Consider the following 13529-nt stretch of genomic DNA (forward strand, 5'->3'; position numbering starts at 1 on the left):
TCCATTTTGAGCAAGCTGCCTGGCGCTAAAGTAGCTGGATGGTAGCCCTGCGGAGCTTGGCCTGACCCCGCCTGCACCGGGCGGGCTAGGATATTCCGGGCCAGGGCACGGTGTATTTGTCTTGCGGCTGCGGCAGCTTGCCATCGGTACCGTGCGGTTGGGCCGCGGGCACCACCAGCACGGGCACCGGGCTCTGGTGCATTACTTCAGCGGTTACGCTCTTGTGAAACAGCTCGCCGAGGTAGCTGCGGGGCCGGGCCACCACCACTACCAGGTCGGCCTGCGTACTTCTGATGGCTTCCAATATGCCGCTGATGGGGTGCTGGAACTGAAAGCCCTGCAGGTCCACATCGGCCAGCCCGGTAAGGAGGCCGCTGTCCTGCACGGCTTTCAAGGCGCGGGCGCAAGCATCGTCGTCTTCCAGCGGCGACACGTGGGCCACCGTCACGCGGGCCCCTAGGCTGCTGAGCAGCTGCTGGACGCCAGCCGCCGGCCCGGCCACGCCAAAAGCCTCCCCGTCGGCCGCCACCAGCACCCGCTGGGGCGGGTCGGCAGCGGGCGTGCCGTGCGGCACCAGCAGCACGGGCATGTGCGCGGCCCGCAGAATATCCAGCACAATGGGCGTGAGTCGTTCGGGGCCGGCCGCGTCGGGGTCCGGGCGGCCGATTATAAAAAGGGCCGGGTGGTGGCGGGAAATCAGGTCCTCGGCCAGTTCGGGCATCAGGTCGGTAGCCATTTCTACCGTGGATGGCGACCGGAGCCGGGCGGCCTGCTGAGCCAGGAGGACTTCCACCTCTTCGTCGCGCTCCAGCTCCTGCCGCCGCCAGCTTTCCCCGGCAAAGGCGTATTGGTCCAGAATGGTGACCCGATTGGCGTGCAGCAACACCACATGGCCTCCCACGGCACAGCCCAACGCATCGGCATAGGCAACTGCCTGCTGCGCCGCCGGATAGAAACTGGTCAATACAATTAGCGCGAGGCTCATGGCAAGCAGATTAAAGCGTGGAGTTAATCAATTGAGCTAAAAGCGAACCGAGGGATGTCCCGGTCTCCGGGGCTCAAAGCCAGCACTGCCCGCCGGCCCGGATGCGGCGGGCAGTGCTGGCTCAATTTGGTTAGTCCTGCGCCGGCAGCAGCAAGAGCGGAATGGCGCTTTCGCTGATAAGTTGAGCCGTGACGCTGCGGTGAAACAGGCTGCCCAACAAGCTGTGGCGGCGGGCCACCACCACCAACAGGTCGGCATTGAGCTCGGTGGCGCCCAGCAAAATGCCGTCCTTGGCGTGGGTGTGGTACACCATGTGCGGGGCCCTCCCCTGCGTGAGTTCTTCGAGGCCACTTTTGTGAATGGCGTGCCGAATGCGGTGCCCGGCCGCTGCCCCTGGGTCTTTCTGATTGGTAACGTACAGCACCGTCAGCGTCGCGTTTAAGGCCGACAGCAGCTGCGCCATAATGCCCTGGTTATCAAACAGGGTAAACTCGTCGCCATCGACGGCAAGCACCAGCTTGCGCGGCGGAAAGTCGCCCCAGCCCACGGTGGGCACAATCAGAAGCGGGTAGGGCACGGCCCGCAGCAAATCCATGGCGGCGCCGGTCACGACTTCCATGGGCGCTACCGCCGTGCCGGGGCGGCCCAGCACCAGCAGCTGGGGCTGGTGGTGGCGCACGGCCTCCGCTACGGCCTCGGGCAGGAAGTCTTCGGATATCTCTACTTCGGCAGGCACGGGCTGGCTGCTGGCCAGCTTGTTAAGCTCCTGCTGCAGTTGCTTTTCGTCGCGCCGGGCAGCTTTGTGCGAATACTCTTCGGGCGACAGCAGGCCGTCGTGCCGGACGTGCAGCAACACCAGGTGCGCCTTGAGCGGCACGGCCAACCCGGCCGCATACGAAAGGGCCCGGTTGGCGAGAGCAAAAAAATCGGTCAGTACTACGATGGCAGGTGTCATGGGAGTCATAATAAGCTACGTGTAAGATTGAAAAGGGCCCGCGTAACCGGTTGGCATGCTGGGGTTAGGCGGTCGGCACGGGCCCGGTTGGGCTGGCCATCAGGTGGAGGTGGTTGTTCACGTCGCGGGCGCCGCACTCCAGGGCTTCGGCCGCGGCGCGGCGGCGCTCCAGCCACGTTTCCACGGTGCCGGTGAGGGTCACCCGGCCTTCACGCACCGCAATTTTGATGTCCTGGTCGTGGAGCAGCGCCGACCAGTAATAGCGGTGGCGCAGGCGCTGCGCCAGCACATGGTCGGGCACGGGCCCCGAAGCCGTAGGCACCGGAGTTTCGTCCGTTTCCGTTGCGGCCAAAGCCAGCTCGGCTGGTTCCTCATTGGCCGCCGCCAGCTCCAGGCAGTTCACCAACTCCACCACGCCGCTGGAGCTGGCCACGATTTCCTGCGCCCGCTCCAGCTCGAAGTGCGACGCGACGGTGCCGTAGAGCTGGGCCTTGCCGTTGTACACGTTCACCGTGAAGCTGTACTGGCTTAAAAACGAATCGGAAGCCAGGGCATCCTTAATCTGCTGCTGAATGCGGCCATCGGGCGAGGGAAACTGCCCCCGCACCTGCAGCAAGTCGTTCACGCCCCACACGCCCACCACGTTGGCGGCGTCTTGTTCGGCGGCGTGGCGGGCGCGCAGGTTGCCCACGGTGCCCAGCAGCGTCACCACGCCATCGCGCACGTGCACCTGGGGCTCAAAGGCCTGCACGCGCGGGTCAAGCCGCAGGGTGTCGCGCACGGCCTCGGCCACGGCTTCGTCGGCCTTGGGCGCAAACTTCTGCCGCCGCAGCTCCTTGTCGAGGGCCCAGTAGGCCACCACCAGGTCGCGGGCATCTACGCGGTGGGCACCGGCCATGTGGGCCGTGGCCACCGCCTGCTCGTGCTCGGCGGCCGTGCCTACCGTGCCGGAGAGGTGCACCACGCCCTGCTCAGTGCGAATGTCGACCAAGGGACTCTTCACGCGGATGTCCCAGTCAAGTAGCTCGCGCACTTGCTTGGTAATGTCTTCGTCGGAGATTTTCACGCCGCCATCCTGCACGGTGAGGTGGTTGTCTACCTGCCGCACCCCGGGCACGCCGGTGAGCACGCGCAGCACCAGCTGCGATTCGGCCCAGGTTTTCACGGTGCCTTCCAGCCGCACGTGGCCGTTGTGGGCGTAGCACTGCACCGGGTAGTCGCCGGCGGCCGGGTCCAGCTGCAGGGCCTGCTCCGCCCGCTGCTTGAGTTCGGCGTCGGGCACATCGGGCGTGCGAATGCCAATGTCGGCGATGACGCCGCGCACGCCGCGCACCGCTTTGGCAATGGCCACGGCGCGCTCGCGCGAAAGCAGGCTGTCGGTGAAGCCCACCAGCTCCACAATGCCCGCCCGGCACTGGGTATGGAGTAGGCTCGAACACACCCCTTTTTTGAGCAAAAGCAGCTCCACCGCCGCCATGATGTCGGCGTCGGCCAGGCGTTCTTCCCGGGCCTCCGAAGAAGGGAGCGTAGTCATCACGATACAAGCAATTAGAGTATGGGCCACTGCCTGCTAGCAGCGGCTTCGCGGCCCAGGGCCTTGCCGCCCGGGCGGTATCAGGCCGTGCGGCCTTACTGGTGGGCGGTGCTGCGCACCCGGGTCCCGAGCATGGCCAGCGAAGCCACGGCCAGGTACATGAGCGCCAAGGGCAGCAGCGCCAGCCAAAACGGAATAGCAACCATGACGAGTGACGAAGAAGGTGATACCAGAACCGCTGGCTCGGCCGGTGAAGGAGTTAGAATCAGAACTTGACAAAAATGCTTTCTCAGCCCATCAATTGCCTTGACCACTATCATGCGCCCCCTTGATTTTCCTCATCCCTACCCCATGGCCACTGCCGGCCCCTGGCGCCGGGGGGGGCGCAACTACATGGCCGGCAGCGTAATACAAAACTCCGCGTACTCGCCGCTCTGCGAAGTTGCCGAGATGGCTCCCCCGTGGCCGCTGGTGATGATATCATGGCTTATCGACAACCCCAGGCCGGTGCCTTCGCCCGGCGGCTTGGTGGTAAAAAAAGGCTGAAACAGCTTCTGGAGCACCTCTTTGCTCATGCCAGCGCCATTGTCGCGCACCCGGATTTCGACGCCCTTGCCCCGGCGCTTGGTGGCCACCTTCACCTGGGGCGTGAAGGCCGCGCCCAGCCGCTGCTTTTTGTGCGACACCGAGTAGAACGCATTGCCCAGCAGGTTGAGCAGCACGCGCTGAATGTCGGTGGAGGCCACGGAAACCAGGCCCACGTGCGGGTCAAAATCGGTGGCGAGGTTGGCCGTGAAGGCCGGTTCCTGGAGTTGGCGGTTGTGGTAGCTCAGGCGCAGGGCTTCCTCGGCCAGGCGGTTGAGGTCGGTGGGCTGGCGGTTGCCGCCGGTACTGCGCGAGTGCTCCAGCATGCCTTTCACGATGGCATCGGCCCGCTGGCTGTGCTGGCCTATCTTCTGCTGCATGTTGCCCAGGTCGCGCAGCAGCGCCTGCACCGTGGCGGTGCCGGGTTCGGTCAGGTGCTCGTTGGCCAGCGACTGCTGCATCTCCTCCAGCATCTCCCGGCTCACCTCGGCAAAGTTCTTGACGAAGTTTAAGGGGTTCTGGATTTCGTGGGCCACCCCGGCCGTGAGCTCGCCCAGCGCAGCCATTTTTTCGCGCTGCACCAGCTGGGCCTGCGTATCCTTCAGCACGCCAATGGTTTCGGCCAGCTGCTGGGCTTGCACTGTTATTTCTTCGCGCTGCAGGTTGGAGGTGTTCTTTTCGGCTTCGATGGTTTTCCACTGCAGGAAACCAATGCGGCTGTCAACCTCAAAAATGTAGCCCGTTAAGGAAGCCACAAAGTAGGCGGCCAGCAGAAAAACGGTGTTGTTGACAATCAGATGGCGGTCGACGGCCAGGTGGCGGGCGTGCGAGACGAGGATGAAGTAGGCGCCAATGATGACGGTGTGGGCCGCCAAGGCATGCCAAAACCGCAGCCGCACCCACGAGCCCGTAAACATCATGATGATTATCACGCCCACATAGTAATGGTCGTAGGCCAGCTCGGTGGGCTGGCTTTGCCGCACGATGAGCACCAGCGCCAGGCCCGCCACGATGCACATCACGGTCATCACCACTTGCAAAAGCCCCCGCAGGGGCGTGATGTAGCTGAACAGCAGGGCAATAAAGATGGCCGGGCACCCCACGCTAAAGCGGTAGAACCAGGCCGTCGAAGTCGTGACGGGAAGGGAATTCAAGTCCAGCAGCCCAAACGCGGCGTAGAGGATGACACCCACGGCCAGGGATATCCGGATGGCATTGATGGTCGTAACGTTATAGTAATCAATAAACTCCCGCTCGGTCGCATCCGGAAACCGAAGACGCCAAGCTGCCGGTACTAGCTGTAAATAGTCCATGCTCGAAGGGCGTTTAGGCGCAGGGCCGGGGGCTAGCGGAGGGCCAGGGTTTGGGCGTGCAGTCGGTGGCGGAGGGTGTTGAAAAACTGGGTGCGCTCCTTTTCGCCACTGCCGCTGATGAGGGTAGACTTCTTCATCAGATTGTCGAGGTTGGCAAACATGAAGTTGTTGAAGCCTTCGTCGCGGGTGCCCACGAAGTAGAGCACGCTGTGGTTGAGAAAAGTGATGCGGCCTTTGCCCAGTTCGGCCGCCAAGGTGTTGTCGCCCAGTATCAACTCGTTGATGAACAGCTGGTAGGCGGGGCCATCGGGCCGGGGCGCCTGGCCGCTGGTGAACTTGGTGCCGCCCTCGGCCTGGGCTTCCAGGTAGTTGAGCAGCTCGCCTAGTCTGGCGTACAGCAGGTGCAGGTCGTCTTCGGAGTCGAAGGCCTCAAATTCCTTGTAAAAGTTGATTTGGCGCAGGGTGCTATTCAGGCTCTCCGCATTCCAGATTTCGGTGGTCGCAACGCGGTTGTAGAGCCCCACCAGGCGTTGGCAGGCCTCGTGCAGGGGGCGGTAACGCGCATCCCCGATTTTGAATTTTACCCCGCGCAGCTTGTCGTCGTGGAGGATGGACTTCATCCAGAAGTAGAACTTGAACTCCGTGAGCTCCGGAAACTGGAAGTGGTAGAAAACCGGTATGTCCTTAACGATAAAGTAGATGTGCGCATTGGCATAGCCATTAATCAGCTCAAGCTGCCGTTCCATATCCTGCAGCCAGTGCTCGAGGGAAGGCGCTTCCTGCAGCGGCTGCCGCCCCGTGAAGAGGATGGCCTCGGTTTGGGGAAACAAAAACTGGTCGATGGAAACCCGAAAGTGCAGCCCAACCTTTTGCACCTCGTTCAAGTCCATGCATTTTTCGCCCCGAATGCGCCGGTAGGCACTATCGGTACTGAGCCCCAGGAGGTCGGCTACTTCCTCCACCAACGACTGATGCGGGAGCAGCTGGGCTTTGATGTGCTGGAAAAATCGCACCTGTGCATGGGGCAGCTTCATGGGTAGCCCGCTGGGTGGAAATTGCAATAATAATCGAATAAGTTAGTAAATATTGAGCCAAAAACAAAGCAGGCCTGGCCGATTTGCACCAGCTGCCGAACAAAACCGGGCCGTAGCCGAAACGGAGCAGGAGTAGCGGAAATTAAAAAATGAAGTCTTAGCCCTCAATTAGGGTTCAGCCTACTGAGATGGTAACTTTCTGGTGCCGTGCAAAGCCCATCCGTCAGCTCGAGCGGTTCGTGGTTCACGCTGCGTTTTGCTCGCCCTTGCAGGCCGCGGCCGCTGTGCTGCATCACCTTAGCCGGGTGGTACACGCCGGTACCGGGCAGCATTGACCACCTTTAGCCACCACCGCCATGAACACAGCCCACTTTCAGCCCGACCCGGTGCGGAGGTTGTGTCAGGCGCTTGAGCACCGCCTGAATGCATATTTCGAACAGCAGGGCCTGAGCGAGTACACCACCCCCTTGGCCGTTGGAAAAACGGTACTGTTCAGCGTCCTTTTTGGCGCCACCTACGGCCTGCTGCTGCTCGTGGCAATGCCGCTGGGCATGTTTTTGCTGCTGTGGTTTTTGATGGGCGCGTTCCTGCTGCGGGCCGCCATCAGCATTGTGCAGGACGCCGCCCGCGGGATTCTGTTCTCCACGCGCCCCTGGATGAAGTCCTTTCTAACGCACTACAAGCGCCTGCTCAGCAGCAACGGCTACCGCTACAAAACCAGGCCCCCCGGGCCCACTCCGGCCCAACGCAGCCCGCAGGAAGCGCCCAACGAAGTTTCGGACTATACGCTGGTGTACGTGACCCCCTTTACCACCACCCGGGCGGGGCACGTGTACCGGCGCCGGTACCTGCGGCTGCTCTATCCATTCTTCCTTCTGTTTTGGGCGCTGTTCCGCCATTTTCAGTACTATCAGCGCGAGAAACTGGAAAAGTCGGACCGCGTGTGGGCCCAAAACCCGCTGGCGCGCTGGGTTTCGGCCTTTGTGAGCAAGGCCTACTATTTATTCTACCTGCTGGTGGTGCCCGCCCAGGTGCTGCCCGTGGCATTCTGGCAAGTAGCGCTGGGCTTTGTGTGCATGCACCTGGGCTCCGGCGTGATGGCGATGTTCGCCGTGTCGGCACACATTGCGGAAAACGACCCGGTGTTTGTGGTACCCAATGCCGACGGGTCAATGAATTTTAGCTGGGGCGCCGACCACCTGCGCACTACCCCCAACCAGCGGCCCCGGCTGGCGCAGCGCGAGCTTACCTACTGAGCCATACTACAAGAGAATACCGAACGGGCAGCCTGGATTTTAACGCATCGACACCCATCGTTGTGCTTTGAAGCGGCGTGTGAAATCGCGACCTTAGAAATAAGGGCCAGCCGATAACAACTGCTGGTGGCTCCAAACGCACTTCGTTATGTCCGACGAACCTACCTCATCCTCGTTTGCTACCCGCTACGCTGCAGAAATTGCCGAACTGCTGGCCGAGCTAACGGCATTGCGCCAGGAAATGGTACAGGCGGCCGCGCAGGCCGGCAGCCGCGTGGCAGCCGTTAGCCCGGTCTTTCGCGCCAGCGCCTTCAACCTCCTGCACTACCTGGCGTTGCGCCGCCGCGACCTGCGCCCCCTGCAAAGCCGCCTGGCCGTGCTCGGTCTCTCCTCGTTGGGCCGTGCCGAGGCCCACGCCCTGGCCAGCGTGGAGGCGGTACTGGCCGTTTTACACGAGCTGACCCAGCCGGGCACACCCAACCTGCTGCTCCCCAGCGAGGACGCGCCGGCTTTCGCCAGTGGGGCGGGGCTGCTGGCTCAGCACAGCGATGCCGTACTGGGCCCCGTTCCGGCCAGCCGCGGCGTCCGCATCATGGTTACCCTGCCCAGCGAGGCCGCGGCCGACTACGCCCTAGTCCGGGACCTGCTGCGCCAGGGCATGGACTGCGCGCGCATCAACTGCGCGCACGACAACGTGGCCGCCTGGCAAAAGATGATTGAGCACCTGCGCCACGCCGAGCAGGAATTGGGCAGGAGCTGCTGAATCAGCATGGACCTGGCCGGGGCCAAGCTCCGCACCGCCGGCCTGCCGCCGGGCCCTTCCATATTGCGAATCAACCCGTTTCGCGACGATTCTGGCCGGGTGCTGATGCCCGCCTCTGTGTGGCTGACGCCGCAGGAGCAGCCCCAACCAGCCCCCGCCAATTCCGCTAGCACGCTGGTCAGCCTGGCGCTGCCGGCGGCGTGGCTCCGCGGCTTGCAGGCCAATAACCCCGTTCGGTTCCGGGACCGGCGCGGCCGCAAGCGCAAGCTACGCGTGCTGAGCATCAGCGAGCAGGGCTGTTGGGCTGAGCTGCGCAAAACCGCCTATCTGGCCCCCGACACCCTTTTTTGGAGTCCCGCCGGAGAGGCGATGCTGCAGCGGATTCCCCGGCTCGAAGCGTTTCTGCTCCTGCGCCCCGGCGATGTGCTGCAGCTCAACCGGTACCCCGGGGCGCTGGACTCCACCGGTACCCAGGCAGCTATCGGCTGCACCATGCCGGAGCTGCTCGACCATGTAAAGCTGGGCGAGCGGGTCTGGTTCGACGATGGCAAGATTGGCGGCGTGGTGGAGCAAGTGGAGCCAGATGCATTGCTCGTGCGCATCACCCAGGCCCGGGCAAAGGGCGAGAAACTGCGCAACGACAAAGGCATCAATCTGCCCGACAGCCTGCTGCCCCTGCCCGCCTTGACTCCGAAAGACCAAGAGGACCTGGCTTTCATTGCACAGCACGCGGACATGGTCGGCCTTTCCTTTGCCAGCCGGCCACAAGATGTGGAGTTGCTCCAGCAGCGGCTGGCCCAACTCACGGAGCGGCCCATTCCCTTCATTATCAAAGTAGAAACGCAGCGGGGCTTCGAGCAGCTGCCGGCCATTTTGCTCACTGCAATGCGGGCCCCTGGCTTTGGGGTGATGATAGCGCGCGGGGACCTGGCCGTGGAGTGCGGCTTCGAGCGCCTGGCCGAGGTGCAGGAAGAAATCCTGTGGCTGTGCGAAGCGGCGCATGTGCCGGTTATCTGGGCTACGCAGGTGCTGGAAAGCCTGGCCAGCGGCGGCCTGCCCTCGCGGGCCGAAATCACGGATGCGGCCATGGGCAACCGGGCCGAATGCGTCATGCTCAACAAAGGGCCGCGGGTGGTGCAGGCCGTCGAAACCCTTGATGGTATTTTCCGACGCATGCAGGGCCACCAGCACAAGAAAAGCGCCATGCTGCGGAGCCTGCACGTGGCCCAGATGCTGCCGGAGCCCGAAAGCACCCCGCTATAAGCCAGCCCCTGCTTGTTTTATTACCAGCGATGGATGACCCCACACTTTTCCAGCACCGTGAGCAGCCCCACCAGCGCCGCCAGGATGGCCGCCTTGGGCAGAACCTCTCGAAAAAAATTGACTTTGGATAAATACCCCATGGCGCAAATTTCGGCATATAGCACTGGATATTCGCAATTCCACCGTTTGCGGCTGGCACTGCGGAGCTTACGATTGGGCTGGTATTTTCCTTGTCTCCGGCTTGGCGCAATTTGGAAGAAAATTGCTTAGCTTGGTGAAAGGCCCGCGTAGCGCAAGCGGAACTTCATGCGCTTGGATGCCCTTACATTAGCGGGAGTCTCTGCGGACAAGAAGTTCGGCACAAGCTGCCTCTGCTTTTTCACCCCAATTTTTCCTTTTGCCCTTGCAACCGCCCGCCACCGTCGACCTCACCCGCATCAACCTGCAGTCTACCATCGCCGTGAACTATTGGTGCCAGGTGATGCACTGCTCCGAAACCCAGCTGCGCAATGCCATCCTGGCCGTCGGCACGCTGCCCGCCGACGTTCAGGCTTACCTGAGCCGCTAAAGCGCGCGTTTACAGCACTTCTTGCCGCTGCCCGGACAACTTCGGTTGCGTCTGTGAATAGTATGGCGCTTAGTCCTAGCCCCGCTTGGTCCGTATGCCGGACCTGAGCTGGAACCCTCCCGGCTTTCTGCTTTTTCGCTTGTGAAGCAATTAAATCACCCAAATAAGGGGGGTTTAAAACCATTGCCAATTATTAAACGTTTGTTTAAAACATAATTTTAAACCTCGAGTAATTGGGCTAACTTTGCGAATGAAGTTCACAGCTTGAAGCCCAAATCAAGCTAGCCTTCATCGATTCAGCACCAGACAGTTTCTGCCATGAAAAAACCCGCCTCTGACGCGCTGGATACGAGCACTGAAGAACGCATTAAGGAAGCGGCACGCAAAGTGTTTTTGCAGAAAGGCTACGCGGCTACGCGGGTGAAGGACATTGCCCAAGAAGCGGGACTCAACATTGCCCTGCTCAACTATTACTTCCGAAGCAAGGAAAAGCTATTTGACCTGGTGATGCTGGAAAAGCTGCAGCAGTTTGCCGGCGAGCTGCAGCGCATCATGTTGGACGAAGCCACTTCCCTGCGCGAAAAAGTGGAGCTGATTGCTGCTTTCTATGTCGACTTGCTGCTGGCCCAGCCCGAGCTGCCCGTCTTTATTTTTAGTGAGCTAAAAGCCAATCCGGCGAAGCTAGCGGGCATTATGGGCGCCCAAAAGGTGCTGCTCCACTCCCGCTTTGCCCAGCAGCTGCGGGAGGAGCTGGGCGCCCGGCACAGCGCAAGCTACCCTTTACAACTGCTGATGAGCTTGCTGGGCATGGCTGTGTTTCCGTTTGTGGCGCGGCCGGTGCTGCAGCTGGCCGCCGAGCAGGATGATGCCGCTTTTGCGGCCCTCATGCAGGAGCGCAAGCGACTGCTGCCGCAGTGGTTTGAGACCCTGTTGCAGTCGGCGTAGCCTTTTGCCGGTTAGTTAAATGGTTTTTTAAAGTGCGCTTTCAACCCTTGGTTCGCTCATGAAAAAAACAGTGGCACTTATTGGGTGGCTGGCCCTGGCCGGCACCAGCTGGGCGCAGTCGGGCCAGCCGGCGCTGACGCTCGCCGACTGCCAGGCGCGGGCGCAGCAAACCTACCCGCTAACTCGGCAGCGCGAGCTGATAGAGAAAACCCGCGACTACTCGGTGGCCAACGCCGCCAAGGGCTACCTGCCGCAGCTCAGTTTCTCCGGCCAGGCCACGTACCAGAGCGAAACCATCAACTTTGCCAAAGAGCTGCCCGCCGGGTCTCCGCTGGCCGCCGCGCTGGCCACCATCAGCAAGGACCAGTACAAGGTGACTGGGCAGCTCGACCAGGTGCTGTATGATGGCGGCGGCATCCGCTACACCCAGCAGGCGCGCCGGGCCGAGGCTGACGTGCAGGCAAAGAACATGGAAGTCAACCTTTACGCCCTACGCGAGCGGGTTAATCAACTGTTTTTCGGGGTGCTGCTCGTGGATGCGAAGCTCAAGCAAACGGCCCTTCGCCGGGCCGACCTGCAAAACGGCGTGCAGAAAACCGAGGCCCAGCTAGCCAACGGCGTGGCCTTCCGCAGCAGCCTCAACGAGCTAAAGGCCGAGCTGCTGGGCGTGGACCAAGGCTTGACCCAGCTGCGCGCTACCCGCCGGGCGTATCTGGCCATGCTCGGACTCTTCATCAATCAAACCCTGGACGAGCAAACGCCACTGGCCCTGCCCGCCCCAGTGGGCCTCACACAGTCGGTCAACCGCCCCGAGCTGAGCTTGTATGAGGCGCAGAAGCGCACCTACGATACCCAGGAAAACCTGTTGCGGGCCGCCTACCGGCCCCGGCTCGGCGCCTTCTTTCAGCAGAACTACGGCCGGCCCACGTTCAACTTCATCAGCAACGACTTCGGCTTTTTCTGGCTCGGCGGCGTGCGCCTGAGCTGGAACCCGAGCAGCCTCTACACCACCCGCCGCCACGACGTGCAGCTCCTCGGCCTGAGCCGCCAAAACGTGGACCTGCAGCGCGAAACCTTCCTGTTCAACACCAACCTGGCCCTGAGCCAGCAGCGCGCCGATGTGCAGCGCTACCAAGAGCTGCTGGCCCAGGACGAGCAGCTGGTGGCGCTGCGGGCCTCCGTGAAGACTTCCGCCCAGGCCCAGCTGCAAAACGGCGTCATCACCTCACACGAGTACATCACGAAGGTCAACGCCGAAGACGCGGCCCGCCAGGCCCAGGTGCTGCACCAGATTCAGCTGCTGCAGGCGCAGTACGCTTACCAAACCACGTCCGGCAATTAGCCCGCCCGTTTCCCGCATGAAATTCATCACCTCCCTTTCGCTGGCGGCCACCGTGCTGGCCCTCCAGGCCGGCTGCCAAAAGCACGGGCCCGACTTTGATGCGTCCGGCAATTTCGAGGCCGATGAAATCATCGTTTCGGCGCAGCAAAACGGGCAGATACTTTCCTTTCCCGTGCAGGAGGGTGAGGTGCTGAAGGCCGGCGCCACCGTGGGCCAGTTGGATGTGACCACCGCCCGGCTGCAGCAAGAGCAGGCCCAGGCCACCGTGGCCGCCCTGCGCGAGCAAACCGCCAGCGCTGCCCCGCAGGTGGAGCTCACGCGCCGGCAGCTGGCCGTGCAGCAGGCCCAGCTGCAACAGCTGCTGCGCGAGCGCACCCGCACCCAAAACCTCATCCGGGCCGATGCCGCCACGCAAAAGCAGCTCGATGACCTCAACGCTCAAATCACCCAAGCCCAGGCCCAGCTGGCCGTCACGCGCCAGCAAATCCGGGTGGCGGAGAGCAACACGGCCACCCAAAACCGCGCCGTGCTCAGCCACCGCGCTGCCCTGAGCAAAACCGCCGCGCAGTTTGAGGAGCAGGTGCGCAAAGGCCAGATTGTGAACCCCGTGACGGGTACCGTGCTCACCAAATATGCCTTTGCCGGCGAGATGGCCACGGTGGGCAAGCCGCTCTACCGCATCGCCAACACCGATACGCTCACGCTGCGGGCCTATTTCACCGGCACGCAATTGCCGCGGCTGAAGTTGGGCCAACCCGTGACCGTGCGCATCGACAACGGTGACAAACGCTTCAAAAACTACCCCGGCACCATCACCTGGATTTCGAGCAAGTCGGAGTTTACGCCCAAGACCATTCAGACCCAGGACGAGCGCGCCAACCTGGTGTACGCAGCCAACATCCGGGTAAAAAACGACGGCTACCTGAAAATCGGGATGTACGGCGAGGTACTGCTACCCGACCACGCCACTACTCACTAACCGGCTG

Annotated in this window: 12 protein-coding genes; 7 read left to right on the top strand and 5 right to left on the bottom strand. The window is 62.3% G+C overall.

Annotation, left to right across the window (positions count from 1 at the left end; translation table 11 throughout):
- Positions 1-85: 85 nt before the first annotated feature.
- The 5 genes from AUC43_RS17570 to AUC43_RS17590 all read right to left on the bottom strand — a co-directional run bounded on the left by AUC43_RS17570 (position 86) and on the right by AUC43_RS17590 (position 6406).
- On the bottom strand, positions 86-985 hold the full coding sequence (locus AUC43_RS17570) for a universal stress protein (RefSeq protein ID WP_068196688.1): 900 nt from the start codon (positions 983-985) through the stop codon (positions 86-88).
- A 130-nt stretch (positions 986-1115) separates the two neighbouring features.
- Positions 1116-1940 (bottom strand): universal stress protein, encoded by an 825-nt coding sequence (locus AUC43_RS17575; protein ID WP_068196691.1) that lies wholly within the window; start codon positions 1938-1940, stop codon positions 1116-1118.
- A 64-nt stretch (positions 1941-2004) separates the two neighbouring features.
- Positions 2005-3474 (bottom strand): BON domain-containing protein, encoded by a 1470-nt coding sequence (locus AUC43_RS17580; RefSeq protein ID WP_068196693.1) that lies wholly within the window; start codon positions 3472-3474, stop codon positions 2005-2007.
- A gap of 389 nt (positions 3475-3863) precedes the next feature.
- Positions 3864-5372: a sensor histidine kinase gene (locus AUC43_RS17585; RefSeq protein ID WP_068196697.1), complete on the bottom strand. Its 1509-nt coding sequence runs from the start codon at positions 5370-5372 to the stop codon at positions 3864-3866.
- A gap of 32 nt (positions 5373-5404) precedes the next feature.
- Complete coding sequence (locus tag AUC43_RS17590; protein WP_068196703.1) at positions 5405-6406, bottom strand: helix-turn-helix domain-containing protein; 1002 nt, start codon at positions 6404-6406, stop codon at positions 5405-5407.
- Between the two features lie 356 nt (positions 6407-6762).
- On the opposite strand from AUC43_RS17590, the gene AUC43_RS17595 reads away from it, so the two are divergent.
- The 7 genes from AUC43_RS17595 (at position 6763) to AUC43_RS17615 (ending at position 13522) form a co-directional block, all read left to right on the top strand.
- Positions 6763-7662, top strand: coding sequence for a hypothetical protein (locus AUC43_RS17595; RefSeq protein ID WP_068196706.1), 900 nt, complete (start codon positions 6763-6765; stop codon positions 7660-7662).
- Positions 7663-7810: 148 nt separating this feature from the next.
- The gene (locus AUC43_RS21335) at positions 7811-8425 is read left to right on the top strand and encodes a pyruvate kinase (protein ID WP_199243466.1); all 615 of its coding nucleotides are present in this window, start codon (positions 7811-7813) and stop codon (positions 8423-8425) included.
- Positions 8426-8431: 6 nt separating this feature from the next.
- Complete coding sequence (locus AUC43_RS17600; protein ID WP_199243467.1) at positions 8432-9688, top strand: pyruvate kinase; 1257 nt, start codon at positions 8432-8434, stop codon at positions 9686-9688.
- A 397-nt stretch (positions 9689-10085) separates the two neighbouring features.
- Complete coding sequence (locus tag AUC43_RS20520) at positions 10086-10256, top strand: DUF3606 domain-containing protein (RefSeq protein WP_157781152.1); 171 nt, start codon at positions 10086-10088, stop codon at positions 10254-10256.
- A gap of 318 nt (positions 10257-10574) precedes the next feature.
- Positions 10575-11201 (top strand): TetR/AcrR family transcriptional regulator, encoded by a 627-nt coding sequence (locus tag AUC43_RS17605; protein WP_068196709.1) that lies wholly within the window; start codon positions 10575-10577, stop codon positions 11199-11201.
- A gap of 58 nt (positions 11202-11259) precedes the next feature.
- On the top strand, positions 11260-12543 hold the full coding sequence (locus AUC43_RS17610) for a TolC family protein (protein ID WP_068196713.1): 1284 nt from the start codon (positions 11260-11262) through the stop codon (positions 12541-12543).
- 16 nt (positions 12544-12559) lie between these two features.
- On the top strand, positions 12560-13522 hold the full coding sequence (locus tag AUC43_RS17615; RefSeq protein WP_068196716.1) for an HlyD family secretion protein: 963 nt from the start codon (positions 12560-12562) through the stop codon (positions 13520-13522).
- Positions 13523-13529: the final 7 nt, after the last annotated feature.

Source organism: Hymenobacter sedentarius (genome assembly GCF_001507645.1).
GTDB lineage: Bacteria > Bacteroidota > Bacteroidia > Cytophagales > Hymenobacteraceae > Hymenobacter > Hymenobacter sedentarius.